The following is a 20,133-nucleotide window of genomic DNA, read 5'->3' as shown; positions in this document are numbered from 1 at the left end:
CCTGCTTTCCTAACAGCCTCTCTAATCCTGCGCGAGCTTGCTCAGCTCAAACAGCGTATTCATACATTCGATCGGCGTGAGCGTGTTCACGTCCATCTGCCGCAGGCGTTCAAGTACCTCGGATTCCTTTGGCGGAACGAGAGAAAGCTGAGCCGGTTCTTCTTCACGCGGGCGCTTTCCGGCGCCCTTCGGTGTGACCGGCCTGCCGCTTTCCAACTCGCGCAGCACCTGCTTGGCCCGGTTCACCACCGGGTTCGGCACGCCCGCGAGCTTTGCAACCTCAATGCCGAAGCTGTCGTCGGCCCCGCCGCGCACAATACGCCGCAGAAAGGTAATGTCGTCACCGCGCTTTTTCACCGCGATATTATAGTTCTTCACACCGGAAACAAGCTCCTCCAGCACAGTCAATTCGTGGTAATGGGTAGCAAACAGCGCCTTCGCGCCGAGGGAACGCTTGTCCGCCACATGCTCAAGCACCGCGCGGGCAATGCTCATGCCGTCGAAGGTGGAGGTGCCGCGCCCGATCTCATCCAGAATCAAAAGGCTGCGGCTCGTGGCGTTCTTCAAAATATCCGCAACCTCGGTCATCTCCACCATAAAGGTGGACTGCCCGGAGGCCATGTCATCCGACGCGCCGACGCGCGTGAAGATCGCATCCACCACACCGATTTGCGCCGACTGCGCCGGCACAAAGCAGCCAATCTGCGCCATGAGAATGATCAAGGCAATCTGGCGCATATAGGTAGATTTACCGGCCATGTTTGGGCCAGTGATGATCGCCACGCGATTTTCGTCCTGATCAAGCTCCACATCATTCGGCACAAAAGGTGCGCCGTCGAGCAGCTGCTCCACCACGGGGTGGCGGCTCTCTTTCAGGATGATTTTTCCGCTGAGGTTTACCTCGGGGCGCTGGTAGCCGTTTGCTACCGATACCGCGGCGAACGAAGTGAGAACGTCGAGCTGCGCCACGGCTGCGGCCGTTACCTGCACCCGCTCGAGCTGGGCCGCCGCTTGGGCCAACACCTTCTCGAACAGCTGGGTTTCGAGCTGCACAGATTTTTCATGTGCGCCCAGGATACGTCCCTCGAGCTGTTTCAGATCGGGGGTGATAAATCGCTCGCAGTTGGTGAGGGTCTGCTTTCTTATGTACTCATCGGGCACCTTTTCCCGGTAAGAGTTCGAAATTTCAATATAATAACCGAATACCCGGTTGTAGCCTACTTTTAGTTTTGGGATTCCCGTTTTCTCTCGCTCCCGCGTTTCGAGCTGGGCAATGATCTCTTTGCCGCTGCCCATATCGGTTCGCAGCTCGTCAAGCTCCTTGTGGTAGCCGGGGCGAATCATGCCGCCCTCGCGGATTGAAAATGGCGGTTCATCGACGATGGCACTGTCGACCAAAACCGCTACGTCATCGAGCGGATCAATTTTGTCACGAAGCTCTTGGAGCAGATTCGAGGAAACACCCTCGAGCAGCTGCCTGAGAGCCGGTAGGCGCGAAAGCGCCGCGCACAGGGAGCGCAGCTCGCGCGCGTTGGCCGAGCCGTACACGATGCGGGTCATCAGGCGCTCCAGATCGTGAATGCCGGTCAGCTGTTCGGCGACAGCATCGCGGAACATGCCGTCCAACGTCAGCTCCTCCACCGCGTTCTGGCGGCGCAGAATCTGCGCGGGGTTCAGGAGCGGGCGTTCAATCCACACCCGGATGAGCCGTTTGCCCATCGCGGTTTTGGTTTTGTCCAGCACCCAGAGCAGAGAACCGCGCTTATTTTTGCCGCGCATGGTTTCGAGCAGCTCCAGATTGCGCCGGGCCGACAAATCCAGCCCCATAAATTGCGAGCCGGAATACATTTCAATCGTATCCATGCGTTCCAGGCCGGTGCGCTGGGTTTTTCGAAGGTACAGCAGTAGGCAACCGATTGCCTGCTCCGTTAAGGAATACGCGGAAACGCCGGCAGAATCGAGCCGCTCGGGTGAAAACTGCGCTTTGAGCAGTTGCTCCGCTCCCTTTGTCTCTTCCTGCGGCAGGCACTCAAGCGCCGCGCTGAGCTTTTCTTTGATAAATTTACCCAGGCCCGTCATTTGCAGGGTCTGGGGATTGATTAAAATCTCACGGGGAGAAAAGCGCGCCAGTTCGTTTTTGACCTGAGATTCCAGCTCCTGCAGAGAATCCGCAGTCAGCTCCGTGGCCCGCAGCTCACCGGTGGAAATATCGGCAAAGCAGACGCCCGCGGCACTTTCCCCCGCGAACACCGAGCAGATAAAGTTATTTTTCGATTCGTCGAGCATACTGCTCTCCATCACCGTGCCGGGCGTAATCACACGGATTACCGCGCGCTTTACAAGCCCCTTGGCCAAGGCCGGGTCCTCCATCTGCTCGCAGATTGCCACCTTGTAGCCCTTCGCCACCAAACGCGCGATGTAGCCCTCAGCGCTGTGGAACGGCACGCCGCACATGGGCGCACGCTCCTCCTGCCCGCAGTCGCGCCCGGTCAGGGTCAGCTCCAGCTCACGGGAAGCCAGCTTCGCATCATCAAAAAACATCTCATAAAAATCGCCCAGCCGGAAAAACAGCAGAGTATCCGGATTCTGTTCCTTGATCTCAAAATATTGCTTCATCATGGGCGAAAGGTCCGCCATTTCTCCATCCCCCGTCTGTTTGCTTCGTTCTGTCTTTCGCTTATAAAGCCGCTAAATTCTTCCCCCGCCAAAGACGGAGGAAGAATTGCTGCTTTTACATCTATCCAATCATCAGTGGCAGCCAGAGCAGCTGGAGCATCCGCCCGAACCGCAGCCGCCGGCCTGGTAATCCGCCAGATCGGGGTCTTCGCCATCGGCGGAGGCGTTGATAATCGCGCTGATGCGCTGAAGCATCGTGTCCATATCTTCCTTTGCAAGGTTAAAGTCCGTCATCGCCGGGTGGTTCATCACCTTGTCGTAGGAATCGCGCAGATCTTCATTGAGCTGCTGCATTTTATCCTCGTCGCGCTCGGCCTTGCCGCCCTCCTGGCTGATCTCAATTCTCTTGAGGTTAAAATCCGCAATCAATTCCTGCAGTTCCTTGTTCTCTTCGCTCTCTTTTCGTGCCTTCTGAAAATCGAGGTATCTTTCGTCTTTTTGAATCTCTTTGCCGAGCTGGCGGGCCATCTCAATAACATCCATGGTTTCTGCCTCCTACTTTATCTTTTTTAATTTATCTATGCGCCGCCGGAAGAGCGACTGTATCCAAATCGAAACCGCTTTTCCCGGGCGCGCTGTGATTAGCATGCCCGCAAAAAGCGCTATCGCTGAATCGTTACACTAATTCTCCGTTTAAAACCCAGATTCGGGCCGTCGTAACCCGAACCTGACAGAATTGACCGATTAGTTCGTCGCCGCCGGCGAATTCCACAATAATGTTGCCGCCGGAGCGCCCAGCCAAAAGGCCGGTTTTTGCGTTTCTTTCTTCGGCCAGCACCCGCTGCACCGTACCGACCATCTCCGCGCAGCGCTTTGACGCGACCTCTTCCTGCACCGCGAGCAGCTCACGAAACCAGCGCGACTTTTCCTCAGCCGGAACCGGGTCCGGCAATTCAGCCGCCCGGGTGCCGACACGAGGCGAATAAATGAACGTAAACAAAGAGGTAAACTCCACTTCTTTGATCAAGCTGACCGTTTCGGAAAACTCCTTGTACGTTTCGCCCGGGAAGCCCACAATAATGTCGGACGTCAGCGACAAATCCGGTATTTTCTTCTTGGCATAGGCGACCAGGTCGAGGTATTTCTCCCTCGTATAGCTGCGGTTCATCGCCTTTAAAATTTGGTTGCTGCCGGACTGGAACGGCAGATGCAGGTGATGCGAGATGTGCCGGCTTTGGGCAATGGTATCCATCAGCTCGTGGGTTGCATCCTTCGGGTGCGAGGTCATAAAGCGCAGCTGAAAATCCCCGTCGATCGCGTCGAGCTGCCGCAGAAGCTCCGCAAAGCTGACGGCGGGAGTCAGCTCTTTGCCATAGGAGTTGACATTCTGCCCCAAAAGAGTAATATCGCGGTAGCCTGCACTTACTAAGGATTGCACCTCTTCGAGGATTGCCTCCGGCTTTCTGCTGCGTTCCCGCCCGCGCACATAGGGAACAATGCAGTAGGAACAGAAATTGTTGCAGCCGTACATCACGGTCACCCATGCCTTAAACGCGCCGTCGCGCCGGATGGGCAGGCCCTCCACAATTGTTTTGTCCTCGCTGTCGTCGCCGCGCTCAAACACGCGCCGGCCGTCAGTCAGCGTGCGGAACATCAGCTCCGGGAGCTTGTGAATCACATGGGTTCCGAACACCAGATTCACAAAAGGAAAGCTTTTTTTCATGCGCTCAGCCACATGCTCCTGCTCCATCATGCAGCCGCACACGGCCACGATCAAGGAAGGGTTGCGGCGCTTGACGTTCTTGAGCGCTCCCACGTTGCCGAACACACGGTCCTCCGCGTGCTCACGGATGGCACAGGTGTTAAACAGAATCAGGTCCGCCTCATCCTCATCCTCGGTGAAAGAGAAGCCCATCTGCTCTAATTGCCCTTTGATCTTTTCTCCGTCCGCCACATTCTGCTGGCAGCCGTAGGTGCGCACACACGCCACCGGCCCTGCGCCCCGGGCGCGGATGGACATGATCTGCGCCACTTCTTCAATATATTCCTCGCGGGTCAATTCCCGCGTGGCTTGTTCCAGCTTCTCTGTCAAAAAGAGCGACCTCCTATGCTACGGTATCAGCAAATTATATCATGTTTTAGCTCTTGCGGCAAGTGTAACCCTTAGAGAAACAGTGCCCTAAGGAGCGAAAAAATCGACAAGGCCGCCCGGTACAGCGTGGGGTAATCACCCCACGCCGGCCCGGTCGGCCCACTCTATTTTTTATTTGTCATCACTGCGGGCGGTAAACCCACGGAATCAGCTGCCACAGACGGATTCGGCTCCGCAGGGCGCGACCGCTTCGTTTCCCCAGTGTCAGCAGGCGGTCGTACCCCTCAACCCGCAGATACCCGCGCACGGTATTGTAACCGAGCCCCCCGCGTAAAAGCACATCAACACAGTTCATCACCGTTTCAGGCAGCTTTCGCTCCTCAAAGCTTTCACACAGCTCCTGATTGTCCGGGCAGCGATTTTCAATCACAGCCTGAACCCGCAGCATGGCCTCAATCGCCTGAAAAATCTCGCGGCCCGCCGGGGCGGCCTTCGCCCGAAAAAGCTCCAGCTCGCGGCGGCGCTCCAACACTATAGGCGCTCTCGCAACCTTCGCGCCGGAAAGCAAGCAGCAGTAAATGAACTCCTCGCTGTACCCATGGCTGCAGTCCTCCTGAAAATACAGCTTTTGTGTCTGCAAAAAGCTTTTGCGCAGCAGCAGCGCGGCAATATCGACGCGCAGACGGCCCTGCACCATCTGCTGCACATACCAGGGGCCGTCGCCCCCCGCCGTCTTTCCCTTCGGCTGCTCCGAATTCGCATCCAGACCACCAAACACGAAATCCGCCTGAGCTGCCCGCGCCGCTTCCAGGTAGGTGGAAAGATAGCCGCCATACAGCCGCCTAGCAAATACGAAGGAAAGATACTCCCCCGCCGCCTTCTGCATTCCGGTGTTCAGCGCGGCAGAGACGCTTCCCTTCCCGTTCTGAATCACAAAGCCATGCAGCTTTTCTTCCTTAATGTACTGCACCGCGCGCAGCACGGTCTGATCCTCAGAGCCCATATCGACAATGATCCACTCCGCAGCAGTACCAACCTGCTCCTTTACGGAGCGCAGGATTCCGGGCAATTCTATTTCAATATCCCGCACAGGCAGGATCAGGGAAATCTCGGGTGTCTGCATCTCCAACATACACTCCTGTCCAAGCATCTTAAGAGAATATTTGTACGGCGGAACGCCTTTGTTCCGGCCGCGTATTTCCGATGTTCAGTATACCATATTTTCGCCGGGAATAAAGATGTAAAAGTAACAGAAGCTTCGCGCCTGCATAAAATCTTTTGTGCCTTTTTTCTGTTTACTTTCCCGCCTTGATTTCCCAGTAAGCGCCGGGTGACAAGGCGAGCTTTGTTGTGCTATAATCATTTTAATTACGCAATGCCGTTGGCTTATCTCTTAACTCGCATTGAGGCGGCGTCTACTCTATAACTCCATAAAAGCATATCCTTTCCGTTATGGGAAGAGCCTAAGGGCAATCGTAAGAGAGCTGTAAGAAAACTGCCTTAATTTTGTCAGGTTTTTATATTATGATAAAAAAAGGAACCTGTGTCCCTTCAAAACCGAGTCAGGTTTCTGAAACAACAGACTGATCACATGTTACAATCCGGGAGAATGAAGCTTGTTTGGTCCATGTTTTATTCGTAAGTTTGGAGGAAAATCGGAGATGGAAAAACAGTGTATTCTGGTCGTGGACGACGACAAGGAAATCGTTCGGGCCATTTCGATTTATCTGGAAAAGGAAGGCTATGACGTGCTTTGCGCGTATGACGGCGTACAGGCTGTCGACCTGGCGATGAGCCGTAACATCCACCTGATTCTGATCGACGTGATGATGCCGCGGCAGAACGGGCTGGCGGCCATCCTGAAAATCCGCGAAACCCGCAATCTGCCGATTATTGTGCTTTCCGCCAAATCGGAGGACAGCGACAAGATTCTCGGCCTTTCCATGGGAGCCGACGATTATATTGCAAAGCCCTTTAACCCGCAAGAGCTGGTGGCCCGGGTTAAGTCGCAGCTGCGGCGCTACACCACTCTGGGGGATATTCACGCCACAGCGCAAAATCTGATCACCATCGGCCGCCTGACGTTTGATACGGACAACCATACACTCACAGCCGACGGCGAGCCGGTACGGCTGACCGCAACAGAAACGAAAATCGTAGAGCTGCTCATGAAAAACACCGGCCGGATTTTCCCCGCGGAGGAAATTTACCGGCGCGTTTGGAACGAACCGGCCTTCTCCGCCGAAAACACCGTGATGGTACATATTCGGCGCATCCGCGAGAAAATTGAAATTAACCCGAAGGAACCCGAGTATTTAAAGGTGGTGTGGGGGATTGGATACAAAATCGACAAACCGGAAAAACGGTAACCTGCTCAGCTGGCTGTGCTTTGTTCTGAGTGTGAGCATTCTGTTCACGGTGGCCTCGGCCGCGCTGCAAACATTCTTTTCCGGCGGAAACGCGGTAGCGCAGGCCAAGCAGTCTTTACAGACCGCACTGGACAACAACCCGCAGGAAACTGCCGCGTTCCGCGAGGATGTCAGCCAGATCGCTTACGCCGCCTTGATGGACTTGGCGGACGACGAACTCAGAGGAAGCTTTTCGAAAACCTACCCTAATTTAAAGTGGGAAACCGCGAACATCCTGATGTTTGCGCAGGAAGACTCGCGCGATACACTGAGCAACACCGGCTCCACCGACCCGGAAAGCGCCCGCAACGCCCGCCTGCTGCAAAGCTACCTGTCGGGCGCTCCGGAGGGCTACAATTACATGCTGCTGTTCGACGGTGACAGCCTCGTGATTGAACGCGACGGGGTGCGCGTGTACGACACTGACGCGATGATTGATTCGGACGGCTACCGCACCTATTTTTCGCAGCTGGCCGACAAAGACGGGGATTTTTGGGAAAGCTACCCCAAGCTCTCCGATCTTTCCCTGGTGATGGTCATCTCACCGAATCTGCACACCGATCGAGATTCCGCCGTACTGTCAGACGCGACTGACGAGCTGTTTTCTTTGCAGGTGCTCTGGTTCGGCGGTGCGGCGGCTCTGGTGCTCGCTCTCCTGATGTTCTTATTCTACCTGTTTTCCCGCGGCAGAAAGGCGGAGGTTGACCAACAGCTTGCGCAGATCAGCGGAGAAATCTGGTTTGAAATTAAACTGGTGTTCCTGGGCTGGGCCGCATGGTTCTGCGCACAGCCGTTTCTGGAGAAGGGTAGCATCAAGGAAACACTCTTCCCCTTGCTGCTATTATTTTGGACGCTGTTGTTCCTCCTGAATGACCTCCGCTATAACCCCCATGTTTATTTGCATAACAGCTACCGCAGTACGAAGAACTGGTACTTATCTCACCAGATGAAAAAGCGGTTCCAGCAGCGCATGACGAGTGGTTTCGGTCTGTTTGCCGTAACCGAGGGGATTTTGTTCTGGATTTTCCGGGCGGTTCCTTCCTCACTCGCGGCGTGGATTACCGCGGCGGCTGCCGCGGCGGTTCTGCTGCTGTACGCCCGGTATTTCATCAGAATGCTGATGGATTTTGCAAGGCTGACAGACCGGATTTCGGAAATAAAATCCGGCGCCGAAACTCCCCCGCTTGCACTCCACGCGGAATCAGCCTTCGCCCCGGCCGCTGAGGACCTCAACAGCATTCAGTCCGGTATCAGCCACGCGGTGGAGGATCAGGTACGGGCGGAACGCATGAAGGTGGAACTGATCACAAACGTTTCGCACGACATCAAAACGCCGCTGACCTCGATCATCAACTACATTGGTCTGCTGCGGCAGGAAAAAGATTTGCCCGAATATGTGCAGGATTATATTGAGATTCTGGCCGGTAAGGCAGATCGCCTAAAAAAAATGGTGCAGGATATTTTTGAGGTTTCAAAGGCAAGTACCGGCAACATTGAGCTGCACCCTGAACCGCTGATTTTACAGAAGCTGATTCAGCAGACCTTGGCTGATATGGAAGAAACCATAACAACCTCTGGGCTTGCACTGCGGCTGGATTTGCCGCAGGAGCCGGTTTATATTTTGACCGACGGAAACCGGATGTACCGCGTCTTCCAGAATCTGTTCCGCAACGCGCTGCAATATTCGCTGGAGGGCTCGCGCGTGTTTATCCAGCTTACCGTGCAGGAGGGTACCGCCTTTACGCAGGTAAAAAACACCTCCCGCTTTGCCCTCGACAACCTGCCGGACGTCACCGAGCGCTTTGTGCGGGGTGATGAATCCCGCAGCACCGACGGCTCCGGCCTGGGACTTTCCATCGCCAAAAGCTTTACCGAAGCCTGCGGCGGCAGCTTCTCCGTCACCACAGACGCCGACTTGTTCTGCGCCACCGTTTCGTTCCCGGTAATTCCCGCGCCGCAGCCGGGGGAGCCAGCGGTTTCGCCCCAAGACGCGGATCAAAACGATTCGGAGGAGTTTTTGCGGAGTGCCGTGCCGGATTTTGCTTCGGAACAGGCCGTGCAAACGGAGAAACCGTTTGAAAATTTGCAGGAAAAAGAAAAGCAGAATCCTTCCGAGCCAGAAAATTTCATTTAACATTAAGTAAAATGACTAGCCTACGATATATACTACGGGCGGCGCCAAACAAGGCGCCGCCTGTTTTAATTTCCAAAACACGATCCAAATCAGTCACCCCGGCAGAGAGTTGAATCCTATGGACATTGGCGTGATTTACGCCACCGCCAAAACAAATTTCGGCCCCGATTTCTACCCTAACGGAGATCTGCGTACCAGAATAAAATATACTTTATGTAATAAATCGGGCGCATTTTCCACTTGGTAAACACGCCCGCTTTACAATGTGTATTATGATCTCTATTCTTTGCTCCGCAGCGCCATGGCCACCCAGCCTTTTTCCTCGCGGCGCTGGAGGATTTCAAACTTCTTCTCCACCACCGAAAGAACATCCTGCTCGCGTGTATCAATAATTCCGCTGATGAGATACACCGCACCCGGCTTTAAGAACTGACGAATTTCGCCGGTCAGCAGGATAATAATATCTGCCACGATGTTCGCGGCAACCACATCGAACGTGCCATGCACCTTGTCCGTCAGGTCGCCGTGAATCCCGGTAAAGCGGTCGGCCATGCCGTTAATGCGCGCGTTCTCCACCGCGGTGCGAACGCCCGCTTCGTCTATATCCACTCCAATGGCAGTACCGGCGCCAAGCAGCAGCGCGGCGATGGAAAGAATTCCGCTTCCACAGCCCACGTCGAGCATCTCACAGCCGGGCGTTACATAGTCCTCGAGCAGCTCCATGCACAGGCGGGTCGTTTCGTGTGTACCGGTACCGAACGCCACGCCCGGCTCCAAATGAAGCACGGCGCGGTCGCCCGCGTCGTATTCATCCTCCCACGTAGGGCGAATCAAAAGTTTTTTTCCAACCGGCATCGGCTTAAAATACTGTTTCCAGTTATTGATCCAGTCCTCCTCCAGGCAGGCTCCGGTATTAATGGTAAAGGGAATCCCCTCTGCGCGATAGCGCTCGCTCAAAAACGCAATCGCCTCCGACGGGTTCTCCTTCGGGTCGATATACACATGCACCAGCGCTTTGGTGCGGTCCTTTTTCAGCAGGTCCTCATCGATCAGATCGATGTGGGCAATCTCCCAAGCCTCCTGCTCCAGATTCGAGTAATCTTCAATATAAATACCGTAGGGCACCACCATCTGAGCGATGTCTCCCGCCAAATCCACCGACTCGGCCGGCACGGTAATTGTCACTTCTGTCCATTCCATCTTGTTTCGGCTCCCCTTTCTGTTCTGCACCTTATTGTACACGATTGCGCAGAAATTGTATAGTAATACCACTTTAAAAAAGCAATTCGATTCATCCCCCACCTTTGGTGGGGGATGAATCTTTTGTTTGTATCTGTGCCTCCACTTGAAAGTAAATTGGCTATACATATTTTTCCCCGGCGAACGAATACATTTGACCATACGCCCATGGAATGATATGGAACAGGAATGGTGCTTTGCCTTATGAATAAACGTGTTTTTCTGATCAACACACTGATTCTGACCGCTGGTTCGCTTTTCATGCGGATGCTGAACATCGGCTTCCGGGTCTTTATTTCAGACCGTATCGGGGCGGCCGGGCTGGGGCTTTACCAGCTGATTTTTTCTGTCTTCATCCTGGCGATCACGATTTCCACCTCGGGCATCAGTCTGGCTGTCACGCGGCTGGTGGCCGAGGCCATGGCCAAGGACGACCCGGGCTACGCCAAGGGCGCGGTGCGAAAGGGAATCGCCTGCTCCCTTACACTGAGCCTTGCCGCCATGGCGGCGCTGATTTTTCTCGCACAGCCGATTGCGGAGGTACTGCTGAACGAGCCGGCTGCCGCCCGCCCGCTGCAGATGCTCGCGCCCGGGCTGCCCTTTATGGCGATTTCGGCCAGCCTGCGCGGTTACTTTATCGCGATGCGCAAGGCCCTGCGCCCCGCCACGGCAGAAATACTGGAGCAGCTCGCGACCATCGGCATTACGGTGGCGCTGTTTGCCATGCTGGCCCCGCAGACGCTGGAGGGTGCGTGCCTGATTCTGATGCTGGGCTCCACCGCGGGAGAAATGGCCTCCTGCCTTTACAACTGCATTCTTTACCTGTGGGATGTACGCCGCCTGCGCCGCCACCACTCGCGCGGCAAGGGGGCTCTGTGGGGGATTCTGCGCATTGCCCTGCCCTCAATGACGGGCTATACTGCGCGGAATATTTTAAGCGCTGTGGAAAATCTGCTCATTCCCACCGGACTGCGGAAAAACGGCTCGGACGCGCTCAGCGCCATGGCGCAATACGGCGTGATTCAGGGAATGGTGATGCCGGTACTGTTTTTTCCAGCGGCACTGCTCTCCGCACTGGCGGCGCTTTTAGTGCCGGAAATGGCGGAGGCGAACGCCTCGGGGAAAAGCCGCACCATCGCCCGCGCCACAGGCCGCGCCATGCAAATGACCCTACTGTTCTCCTTTTTGATCATGGGGATTTTCCTCGGCTTTTCCCGGGACATCGGGCTGACCTTCTACAAAAACGAGCAGACGGGCATCCTGCTGCGCATTCTCGCGCCGCTGGTGCCTTTGATGTATTTGGACGGGATTGTGGACAGCATCCTCAAGGGGCTCGACCAGCAAATGAGCTCCCTGAAATACAACCTCTCCGATTCCACACTGCGCGTGGTGCTGATTTACTCGCTGATTCCCGTTTGGGGGCTAAAGGGCTATGTAGCCGTGGTGTTTTTCAGCACCATCTTTAACGCAAGCCTGAGCATTCACCGCCTAATTAAGGTGGCGCAGGTGCCGATTCAGATGATCGACTGGGTGTTAAAGCCCCTCTTATGCACAGCGCTTTCCGTTTTACTCGTCACTCTGCTGCTGCGGGTTTCTCCCCTGTCTTTACTTGTGCCGTACCAATGCGTCATCCTGCAGGTCTGCGTGACCCCACCGCTGTATGCCGCATTCCTGTTTTTGTGCGGCAGCCTTGGTCGTGAAGACATTCGCTGGGTACAGTCGCTGACCGGCCGGCACTCGGTCGCAGCCCCGGCCGCCGCAAATGCCGATTGACAAATTCTGCACAACTCCCTAAACTGAAAGGCAGAAACTTTTGTTTCTCAATATTAGTAGGAAGAGGGCTTTCTATGCAGACCTTTGTCACCCTGACACTTCTTTTTTCCGCATATAGCATGATCGGCTGGCTGTGCGAGAGTATTTATTGCTCCATCCCACAAAAACGCTGGATTAACCGGGGCTTTTTAAACGGCCCATTCTGTCCCATATACGGTTTTGGCGCGCTGCTGATTCTGGCCGCGCTTTCTCCTCTTCTGGGGGTTTTCGAGTTCCCATGGGAACTCATTATCCTGTTTTTCGCCGCAATGCTGCTGACCTCGCTGTTGGAGTATGCCACCAGCGTCCTTCTGGAGCGGTTGTTCCACACCTCATGGTGGGATTACTCGAACCACAAATACCAGATTCACGGCCGGGTCTGCCTGACCAATTCGCTGCTGTTCGGGGTGATGTCTACCTTTGTACTTGAGGTGCTGCACCCGCTGGTCAGTTTGCTTTTGGGCGCGATTCCGCGCATTGTCTCCTTCCCACTGGCCGGCGGGCTGTTCGTTTACTTTCTCTTAGACGGCACCGCCACTACCATCGGCATTCTGCGCATGAACGGAAGACTGGCCCAGCTGCAAACGATACTGGATGAGATCCGCGAGCGCACCACTACCGCGGCCGAAACCAACCTGGCCGGGCTGGAGCATTCGCTGGACGGGCTGCGCGACAAGGCAGATGAATTTAAATCCGAAACACTGCTCAGTTTGCGCCAGACTCTGGAAGAGCTGCGCGAGAAAACGGACGATGCCCGCGCGGAAAGCATAGAGCGCCTGCGCAATTCAATCCTGGATTTTGTCAACGACGAAAATCGGGTTCGCCTGCGCATTCTGCGGGACAAGCAGGAATACCTGGAATCGCAAACTCACCCCATGCACCGCAGAATTATGGAGGCTTTTCCCCATATGCGTTCGATTCAAAGCCCGGAATCGCTGCAGCGTTTTCGCCAGGTCGCCGCAGCCGCCGGCAAAAAAATGCGCGGCTCCAACAACGAACCCAACAATGAAAAAGAAGAAATACAAAATTTTTCAGAAAAGCATTGACATTTGTTTCCTCGGACAGTATACTAAAAGCGCAATAACATATTAATTATATATGTTTAGTTTAATATATGAAAGGGGCTGTCCGCTGTGAAAGTTCATTTCTCTGATTTATTCCAACCTGTTCATTGTCGAATGTGCGGCTGTTCCATTACGACATACAACAACCATAAATCAAAGAAAAGAGGATCAATCCAATGAGCAACGAGAAAAAACATGAATGGAAATTTGAAACAATTCAGCTACATGCCGGTCAGGAGCAGCCTGACCCCGCTTCTGACGCAAGAGCCGTGCCAATTTATCAAACAACCTCTTACGTATTCAGAAACAGCAAGCATGCCGCAGATCGATTTGGATTGGCGGATGCCGGAAATATTTACGGCCGCCTGACAAACAGCACACAGGATGTGTTTGAGAAAAGAATTGCCGCATTGGAAGGCGGTATTGGCGCGCTGGCTTTGTCGTCCGGTGCGGCGGCGATCACCTACTCGATTCTGAATCTTGCCCAGGCGGGCGATCATATTGTTTCGGCCAAAACCATTTACGGCGGTACTTACAATCTGCTGGCCCACACCCTGCCGCAGTACGGCATTACCACCACCTTTGTAGACCCGGATGTGGAAGGCAGCTTTGAGGCGGCCATTCAGGACAACACCAAGGCACTGTTTATCGAAAGCCTTGGCAATCCCAACTCCAACATCATCCATGTGGAAGAAGTCGCCGAAATCGCCCATAAACACGGCATTCCGCTCCTGATTGACAGCACCTTTACCCCGCCCAGCCAGTTCCGCCCCATTGAGCATGGCGCAGACATTGTAATTCACTCCGCCACCAAATTTATCGGCGGGCACGGCACTACACTCGGCGGTGTGATTGTGGATTCCGGCAAATTCGATTGGGCGGCCTCCGGGAAATTCCCGGGACTGACCGAACCGACCCCCAGCTACCATGGCCTGAGCTTTGCACGCGATGTGGGAGCCGCCGCCTTCATTCTGAGGGCACGCGCGATTCTTCTGCGCGACACTGGAGCCAGCATCTCCCCATTCAACGCCTTCCTGCTGCTGCAGGGTCTTGAAACCCTCTCCTTGCGCGTCGAGCGCCATGTGGAGAACGCCTTGAAGGTTGTGGATTTTCTGAGCAAGCACCCCAAAGTAGAACACATCAACCATCCCTCTCTGCCCGACAGCCCATACCATACGCTGTATGAGCAGTATTTTCCGAACGGTGCCGGCTCTATTTTCACCTTTGAAGTGAAGGGCGGCCAGGAAGAGGCGCAGAAATTCATTGATAATCTCCAAATTTTTTCTTTGCTGGCCAATGTGGCAGACGTGAAGTCACTGGTCATCCACCCGGCTTCGACCACCCACTCACAGCTTTCGGCGGAAGAGCTGCTGGATCAGGGGATCAAGCCCAACACCGTTCGCCTCTCAATCGGCACCGAGCATATCGACGATATTATTTACGATTTGCAGCAGGCCTTTGACGCGATCTAACGATTTCATTTCCTCCTTTTCCTTTTTCATCGATTTCTTCCAAAACCTATTCCCCCAAAAAACCTCCATAATATATAAAATAGACAGAACCGGCGTTCCCTGCCATTAGGGAACGCCGGTTCTGTCTTGCTCCGGAATCCTTTTTACTTATAGTACAAGCCCGCCAGCTTCATGTCCTTTGTAAAAGAAATGGTATAGATAAAGGCCTTCTTCTCGTACTGCGCTCTGGCCACGGCCACCGCGTACTCCACCTTGGTGTCTTTATCCGTAGCACCGGCAATATTGACATCCTTAATCTCCTGAAACGCGCCGCCCTCACCAATCGTCTTGTATACCGCGGCGAGCGCGTCATCCGTCAGCGCGGACTTCATCGTGTCGTCGCTGATCTTCCGCAGGGCATCTCCGTCCTGCTCATTGACCGCGGTGATCACCTTTGAGGCGGCTTCCTTGACTTTATCCTGATCAAAATCGGTAGAGAGCTTTTTCTGCCCGGCATTGCATGCGGTGAGAAGTGCCAGGCACAACACAAGCATGGTTCCCAAAGCAAAAATCTTTTTAAAGTACCTCGTTTTTTTCTTCATTCTCTGTTCCTCCTTGCAAATAAAGCCGTCGGGAAGCAATCGCGTAGGCACCCACGCATAAGACCATTCCGGCAAAGATCAGTTCTACAAACGCCACCTGCATGCCGCGCTGTGCGAGCAGCGGCAGAACGGAATCCACCAGGCCGTGCAGAACAATGGCGGCCGCCAGATAACGGAACCGACGCCCTGTCTGAAAGCCGTTCCATACAACCACTGTCAGCGAAAGGTGCAGCAGCATCGCCAGCGCACGTTCCATCAGCGCCATCTGCAACTCCCAGAAGGCGTACCCCTGTAAAAGCAGGGGGATCAGGATCAGGCAGGCTTCTGTGCCGCCGTGCCCAAGACCAAACAGCAGCGGCTGCACCATGGTGCATTTTGCCGGGCGCAGTAAAAAGCGCTTACACAAAAAGCGAAAGCCCTCTTCAAATACCCCGGCGGAAAGGCCGATGGCAACCACGGCCGGCACCGGGTGCAGCATACTGAACATGGTAAACCATACGCTGTGATTCACCAGCCCCAGCAACGGAATGCGCAATAGCGGCTGTGATAGAGAAAAGCAGGCGGCGCCCAACAGAAACCACCACAGGTATTTTCTGAATGTACGGCCGCTTTGCATGGTCGGTGAATCCGGCATGGCGCTCCCTCCTTCTTTGTTCCATAAAAAACGCCGAGCAGCGCCTGATACGCCGGCCAGCCCCGCAAAAGCGGGACGCCGACGCCAGCGCCGATCGGCGAAAAAAACGTCTGGTATCTCTCGTGAATCCCGGCGGCACCCGACAGCCGGACACATCTATTGTGAAAGCTTTCCCGAATCGAATCCACTACTGGAATTCTCCGAAGGATCATCCACGTTTTTTATTTGCAAAAATTTTCTACGTAGCTGTCCAACGCAACCTGAATAATCCGCAGGGCTTCTTCGCGGCCGCTGACTTCTTTAACGGCGGTCTCTTTGTTTTCAAGCTCTTTATAAACCCGGAAGAAATGAGACATCTCGTCAAAAATATGGGTCGGCAGGTCGTTAATGTCCTGATACTGATTGTAGGTCGGATCATTGAACGGAATTGCAATAATCTTTTCGTCATTGCGGCCGCCGTCGAGCATCGAGATCACGCCGATGGGAAAGCAGCGTACCAGAGTATGGGGCTCCAGCGGTTCAGAGCAAAGCACCAGAACGTCCAGCGGGTCAAGGTCATCGCCATAGGTTCTGGGGATAAAGCCGTAGTTGGCCGGGTAGTGCGTAGAGGTATACAGAATGCGATCCAGAATGATCAGACCGGTCTCTTTGTCGAGCTCATACTTTTTCTTGCTTCCCTTGGGAATTTCGATTACCGCGAGAAAGTCGTTGGGGTTGATCCTTTTCGGTGAAACATCATGCCAAATATTCATTTTTGAAACTCCTGTTCACAGTATATGCAGCGGTAAAGCTGCGAATTTTCGTTGCAAAGCTGAAAAATATGATCGACACCCTCCTCCGCATTGCTGATGCAGCGAGGATTTTTGCAGCGGATCACATTTGTTACCTGCTTTGGAAGCTCAAAGCTTCTTTTTTCCACTATTTTCCCCATATCAATTACATTGATGGTAATATTATGGTCTATTACCCCCAGAATGTCAAGATTCAGATCGGTTTTTCCCTCAATCTTGATAATATCCTTTTTGCCAAATTTGTTGCTCTTGGCGTTTTTAATGATTGCCACGCTGCAATCAAGTGAATCGAGCCCGAGCAGATGATAGATTTGCATTCCGGAGCCCGCGTGAATGTGGTCGATGACGATTCCGTGTTCCAGGCTGTCGATATTTAGCATGCTGCCACCTCCAAAAGCTTCAGAATCAGGGCCATTCTTACATAAACGCCGTTCTGCGCCTGCTCAAAATAGGCGGCGCGGGGGTCGTTATCTACCTCCGGCGTTATTTCATTAACGCGCGGCAGCGGGTGCAGCACCGCGAGATCGCTCTTGGCAGCGCGGAGCTTGTCCACAGTTAAAATGCAGCTGTCTTTCAGGCGGACGTAATCCTCTTCATTGAAAAAGCGTTCCTTTTGAATACGGGTCATATACAGAATGTCGAGCTCGGGCATGGCCTCTTCGAGTGTTTCCACTTCCTTATATGGAGCGCTGTGCGCCAGAAGAACATCCTGCATGATATAGTCTGGCACGCGCAGCTCTTCGGGTGAAATGAGCACAAAGCGGATGTCGCCGAATCGAACCAGAGATTTCATAAGCGAATGCACCGTGCGCCCGAATTTCAAATCCCCACACAAGCCGATGGTCATTTTGTCAAGGCGGCCCTTTTTTCGGCGAATCGTCATCAAATCCGTCAGCGTCTGGGTAGGATGCTGGTGCCCGCCGTCGCCCGCGTTAATCACCGGAATACCGGAATAGTGCGACGCCACCAGCGGCGCGCCCTCCTTCGGGTGCCGCATAGCACAGATGTCTGCATAGCACGAAACCGCACGGATGGTATCCGCTACGCTTTCCCCTTTGCTCACCGAGCTGCTCTCCGCAGAGGCAAACCCCAAAACGCTGCCGCCAAGGCGCAGCATAGCCGATTCAAAGCTGAGCCGCGTACGCGTGCTGGGCTCGTAAAACAGCGTGGCCAAAATCTTGCCGCGGCAGGCCTGGGCATAAGGCGATGAATCCAAAGCGATCTGATCTGCCAGTCGCAGCAGCTCAAGCGTTTCCTCCACCGTAAAGTCCAACGGGTCTATCAGGTGCTTCATTCCGGTCTTCCTTTCTTTTCCCGCGCGCTCAAAAGAAGCACACCTTGAAAATCCCTGATCTTTCAAAGTGTGCCCGTTCTGTGCTATTGTTTTTCTGTTTTTTCTTTCCACAGTATAGCGGAAAAAGTGACAACTGTCCATACCCTGCACCGGGAAATACACTAAAATTTTTCTGGCCGCTCCGCTCGTACACGCTCCATGGCACAGCCCAAATCCTGCAGCAAAGCGGTAATTTCCTGAATTTTCTGATCCCCAAACAGCTCCGCCACCGCATTCACGCGCTCTAAAAAGCGTTCAATCGCATCTGAAAAGATTTTTTCTCCAGCCGGGGTGAGCGCCACATACACTACGCGGCGGTCGTCTGTGGCGGCCGTACGCGTCACCAATCCCTTTTTTTGCAGGGATTTCAGCATTTGTGATACCGCCGGCATCGACATTCCCATCCGCGAGCTCAAATTAGATACCTTCACCCCGGGCAGCTCTCCCCGACACTCCCCTTCCTGAAGACAGCAATGAATCTTGTGCATCATCATAAATTCACCCTGCGGTACTCCCGGAACCTCAGGGATAAGATCCTTTGCCTTTTTCAGATAATGCAGCACCCCGAACAGCTCGTCTGTCCGATCCTTCGCAGCCATAACAGTCCTCCCCACCAGTTTCTGAACCCCTATACTGATCTTCCATCAAAACAGCGAATCATGTCAACGATCTCTCTGCCCTCGGCGGGAGAAAACATCATTGATTCCTTTTGAATCGCAGATTTCATATTGACTGAAATTAGTTAAGTATATGAAATAGTATAGATCGTTTTTTACTTTTGTCAAGGAAGGACCAGATTTTTCCTATTATATATAAAACTTCTTCCCCCGTCTTTGGCGGGGGAAGAAGTTTTATACTCTATCAAATGCTGTCAAAGCGCTTAAAATTCAGCCTTTTGGCTGCGCAGGAAAAGATCGGAAAGCACTTTGTCTGCGGCCTGCCCGCCATGGATCACCGCTTCCACCGCCTTGCAAATCGGCAGCTCAACGCCGTACTGCTCGCCCAGACGAAGCATTGCGCGGGTGGTGGCGACGCCCTCCGCCAGTTCGCCGTAGTGCTCGCCCCGCACAAAGCGCTCGCCAAAGGCGCGATTGTGGCTGTACGGTGAAAAAACCGTCGCCTGGTAATCGCCGAGGTGCGCCAGACCGTAAGCAGAAATCTCGTTGCCACCCATCGCCTTGATCAAACGGGCAATCTCGCGGGTACCGCGCGACATCAACGCCCCCTTGAGAGCCGTTTTATTCAGGCCGTCCAACATTCCGGCGGCAATGCCAATCACATTTTTGGAGGCGGCGCCCACTTCATTCCCGAGCAGATCGTCCCCGTAATAAAAGCGGATCATGCTGCCGGAAAACTGCTTAATCAGAAACCGCTTGGTTTCCTGGCTCTTGCTGTCGATCACCATGCAGTTGGGGATTCCGGCGGTAAAATCCTGCACATGGCCGGGGCCCACCCAAATGGCCAGACCCGTTTCGGGCGGAAGAAATTCCTCCGCCACCTCCGTCAGCCGTTTGCCGGTGGAGGCCTCAATGCCCTTCATACACAGCACGACGGTCTTCCCCGCCATCGAAAGCTGCGAGAGCTGCTGCATCAGCCCGCGCAGGCTTTGGGATGGAATCGAAATCACTACGATTTCAGCGCCCTCCAGTGCCTTTTGCAGATCATCACAAAACAGAACGGCATCGGAAAAGGTGACAAGCCCGTTGGTACGGGTTTGCCGCAGCTTGGAGAACTGCTCGCTGGTCGACCTGCCATAAATGGTAACTTCCTTTTTCAGCCCCGAAAGGTACCACGCGATAAAGCTTCCCCAACGTCCGCTGCCGATGACTGTTATTTTCATTCGCTTTTGCTCCTTTTACAATTCCTAATGCTTTTACTTGACCGCCGTTCTGCCGGGCGGCTCAAACAATACTCTTTTTTATCATAGGGTCTTTGCGTTACATTGTCAATCAAAGGC

The 20,133-nt window shown here is 54.0% G+C and carries 17 protein-coding genes; 5 read left to right on the top strand and 12 right to left on the bottom strand.

The window, feature by feature from the left end; genetic code table 11:
- Positions 1 to 21: 21 nt before the first annotated feature.
- The 4 genes from mutS to QOS46_RS00935 all read right to left on the bottom strand — a co-directional run bounded on the left by mutS (position 22) and on the right by QOS46_RS00935 (position 5,831).
- Positions 22 to 2,637, bottom strand: coding sequence for a DNA mismatch repair protein MutS (gene mutS, locus QOS46_RS00950; RefSeq protein ID WP_283606580.1), 2,616 nt, complete (start codon positions 2,635 to 2,637; stop codon positions 22 to 24).
- Positions 2,638 to 2,748: 111 nt separating this feature from the next.
- The gene (locus QOS46_RS00945) at positions 2,749 to 3,159 is read right to left on the bottom strand and encodes a YlbF family regulator (protein WP_283606579.1); all 411 of its coding nucleotides are present in this window, start codon (positions 3,157 to 3,159) and stop codon (positions 2,749 to 2,751) included.
- A 133-nt stretch (positions 3,160 to 3,292) separates the two neighbouring features.
- Positions 3,293 to 4,708: a tRNA (N6-isopentenyl adenosine(37)-C2)-methylthiotransferase MiaB gene (miaB, locus tag QOS46_RS00940; protein WP_283606578.1), complete on the bottom strand. Its 1,416-nt coding sequence runs from the start codon at positions 4,706 to 4,708 to the stop codon at positions 3,293 to 3,295.
- Between the two features lie 181 nt (positions 4,709 to 4,889).
- Positions 4,890 to 5,831 carry a glycosyltransferase family 2 protein gene (locus QOS46_RS00935; RefSeq protein WP_283606577.1) on the bottom strand — a complete coding sequence of 314 codons (942 nt, stop codon included), beginning with the start codon at positions 5,829 to 5,831 and terminating at the stop codon, positions 4,890 to 4,892.
- Positions 5,832 to 6,369: 538 nt separating this feature from the next.
- Between QOS46_RS00935 and QOS46_RS00930 the strand changes: the two genes are divergently transcribed.
- On the top strand, positions 6,370 to 7,077 hold the full coding sequence (locus QOS46_RS00930) for a response regulator transcription factor (RefSeq protein WP_283606576.1): 708 nt from the start codon (positions 6,370 to 6,372) through the stop codon (positions 7,075 to 7,077).
- Entirely contained in the window at positions 7,043 to 9,250 is a 2,208-nt protein-coding gene (locus tag QOS46_RS00925) for a sensor histidine kinase (RefSeq protein WP_283606575.1), read from the top strand. Before QOS46_RS00930 ends, QOS46_RS00925 begins: the two co-directional genes overlap by 35 nt.
- Positions 9,251 to 9,529: 279 nt before the next feature.
- On the opposite strand, the gene prmA is transcribed toward QOS46_RS00925, so the two are convergent.
- Positions 9,530 to 10,450 carry a 50S ribosomal protein L11 methyltransferase gene (prmA, locus tag QOS46_RS00920; RefSeq protein WP_283606574.1) on the bottom strand — a complete coding sequence of 307 codons (921 nt, stop codon included), beginning with the start codon at positions 10,448 to 10,450 and terminating at the stop codon, positions 9,530 to 9,532.
- Positions 10,451 to 10,693: 243 nt separating this feature from the next.
- On the opposite strand from prmA, the gene QOS46_RS00915 reads away from it, so the two are divergent.
- From QOS46_RS00915 to QOS46_RS00905, 3 genes are all read left to right on the top strand, one after another.
- Complete coding sequence (locus QOS46_RS00915) at positions 10,694 to 12,262, top strand: oligosaccharide flippase family protein (RefSeq protein ID WP_283606573.1); 1,569 nt, start codon at positions 10,694 to 10,696, stop codon at positions 12,260 to 12,262.
- A gap of 74 nt (positions 12,263 to 12,336) precedes the next feature.
- Positions 12,337 to 13,347, top strand: coding sequence for a putative ABC transporter permease (locus QOS46_RS00910; protein WP_283606572.1), 1,011 nt, complete (start codon positions 12,337 to 12,339; stop codon positions 13,345 to 13,347).
- Positions 13,348 to 13,541: 194 nt separating this feature from the next.
- Positions 13,542 to 14,837, top strand: coding sequence for an O-acetylhomoserine aminocarboxypropyltransferase/cysteine synthase family protein (locus QOS46_RS00905; protein ID WP_283606571.1), 1,296 nt, complete (start codon positions 13,542 to 13,544; stop codon positions 14,835 to 14,837).
- A gap of 143 nt (positions 14,838 to 14,980) precedes the next feature.
- On the opposite strand, the gene QOS46_RS00900 is transcribed toward QOS46_RS00905, so the two are convergent.
- From QOS46_RS00900 to QOS46_RS00870, 7 genes are all read right to left on the bottom strand, one after another.
- Positions 14,981 to 15,418, bottom strand: a complete 438-nt coding sequence (locus tag QOS46_RS00900) for a DUF3887 domain-containing protein (RefSeq protein ID WP_283606570.1) — start codon at positions 15,416 to 15,418, stop codon at positions 14,981 to 14,983.
- Positions 15,393 to 16,052, bottom strand: a complete 660-nt coding sequence (locus QOS46_RS00895; protein WP_283606569.1) for a YhfC family glutamic-type intramembrane protease — start codon at positions 16,050 to 16,052, stop codon at positions 15,393 to 15,395. The genes QOS46_RS00900 and QOS46_RS00895 overlap by 26 nt, the downstream gene beginning before the upstream one ends.
- Positions 16,053 to 16,273: 221 nt before the next feature.
- Positions 16,274 to 16,804 carry an inorganic diphosphatase gene (locus QOS46_RS00890; RefSeq protein ID WP_283606568.1) on the bottom strand — a complete coding sequence of 177 codons (531 nt, stop codon included), beginning with the start codon at positions 16,802 to 16,804 and terminating at the stop codon, positions 16,274 to 16,276.
- On the bottom strand, positions 16,801 to 17,223 hold the full coding sequence (locus QOS46_RS00885; RefSeq protein ID WP_283606567.1) for an aspartate carbamoyltransferase regulatory subunit: 423 nt from the start codon (positions 17,221 to 17,223) through the stop codon (positions 16,801 to 16,803). Before QOS46_RS00885 ends, QOS46_RS00890 begins: the two co-directional genes overlap by 4 nt.
- Complete coding sequence (gene pyrB, locus QOS46_RS00880; protein WP_283606566.1) at positions 17,217 to 18,137, bottom strand: aspartate carbamoyltransferase; 921 nt, start codon at positions 18,135 to 18,137, stop codon at positions 17,217 to 17,219. The genes QOS46_RS00885 and pyrB overlap by 7 nt, the downstream gene beginning before the upstream one ends.
- Positions 18,138 to 18,298: 161 nt before the next feature.
- Complete coding sequence (locus QOS46_RS00875; protein ID WP_283606565.1) at positions 18,299 to 18,775, bottom strand: MarR family winged helix-turn-helix transcriptional regulator; 477 nt, start codon at positions 18,773 to 18,775, stop codon at positions 18,299 to 18,301.
- Between the two features lie 281 nt (positions 18,776 to 19,056).
- On the bottom strand, positions 19,057 to 20,016 hold the full coding sequence (locus QOS46_RS00870; RefSeq protein WP_283606564.1) for an NAD(P)H-dependent glycerol-3-phosphate dehydrogenase: 960 nt from the start codon (positions 20,014 to 20,016) through the stop codon (positions 19,057 to 19,059).
- Between the last annotated feature and the right edge of the window lie 117 nt (positions 20,017 to 20,133).

This window comes from Faecalispora anaeroviscerum, from assembly GCF_947568225.1.
Lineage (GTDB): Bacteria > Bacillota > Clostridia > Oscillospirales > Acutalibacteraceae > Faecalispora > Faecalispora anaeroviscerum.
Note: the sequence above shows the minus strand (reverse complement) of the source record. Positions and strands in the feature narration are given on the sequence as shown.

What these genes read in the sequence shown, in the direction of transcription:
- QOS46_RS00935 (WP_283606577.1), bottom strand. Translation starts at nt 5,831, where the DNA reads ATGCAGACACCCGAGATTTCCCTGATCCTGCCTGTGCGGGATATTGAA.
- QOS46_RS00945 (WP_283606579.1), bottom strand. Translation starts at nt 3,159, where the DNA reads ATGGATGTTATTGAGATGGCCCGCCAGCTCGGCAAAGAGATTCAAAAA.
- QOS46_RS00875 (WP_283606565.1), bottom strand. Translation starts at nt 18,775, where the DNA reads ATGGCTGCGAAGGATCGGACAGACGAGCTGTTCGGGGTGCTGCATTAT.
- QOS46_RS00915 (WP_283606573.1), top strand. Translation starts at nt 10,694, where the DNA reads ATGAATAAACGTGTTTTTCTGATCAACACACTGATTCTGACCGCTGGT.
- mutS (WP_283606580.1), bottom strand. Translation starts at nt 2,637, where the DNA reads ATGGCGGACCTTTCGCCCATGATGAAGCAATATTTTGAGATCAAGGAA.
- QOS46_RS00890 (WP_283606568.1), bottom strand. Translation starts at nt 16,804, where the DNA reads ATGAATATTTGGCATGATGTTTCACCGAAAAGGATCAACCCCAACGAC.
- QOS46_RS00895 (WP_283606569.1), bottom strand. Translation starts at nt 16,052, where the DNA reads ATGCCGGATTCACCGACCATGCAAAGCGGCCGTACATTCAGAAAATAC.
- QOS46_RS00930 (WP_283606576.1), top strand. Translation starts at nt 6,370, where the DNA reads ATGGAAAAACAGTGTATTCTGGTCGTGGACGACGACAAGGAAATCGTT.
- QOS46_RS00900 (WP_283606570.1), bottom strand. Translation starts at nt 15,418, where the DNA reads ATGAAGAAAAAAACGAGGTACTTTAAAAAGATTTTTGCTTTGGGAACC.
- QOS46_RS00870 (WP_283606564.1), bottom strand. Translation starts at nt 20,016, where the DNA reads ATGAAAATAACAGTCATCGGCAGCGGACGTTGGGGAAGCTTTATCGCG.
- prmA (WP_283606574.1), bottom strand. Translation starts at nt 10,450, where the DNA reads ATGGAATGGACAGAAGTGACAATTACCGTGCCGGCCGAGTCGGTGGAT.
- QOS46_RS00885 (WP_283606567.1), bottom strand. Translation starts at nt 17,223, where the DNA reads ATGCTAAATATCGACAGCCTGGAACACGGAATCGTCATCGACCACATT.
- QOS46_RS00905 (WP_283606571.1), top strand. Translation starts at nt 13,542, where the DNA reads ATGAGCAACGAGAAAAAACATGAATGGAAATTTGAAACAATTCAGCTA.
- pyrB (WP_283606566.1), bottom strand. Translation starts at nt 18,137, where the DNA reads ATGAAGCACCTGATAGACCCGTTGGACTTTACGGTGGAGGAAACGCTT.
- QOS46_RS00910 (WP_283606572.1), top strand. Translation starts at nt 12,337, where the DNA reads ATGCAGACCTTTGTCACCCTGACACTTCTTTTTTCCGCATATAGCATG.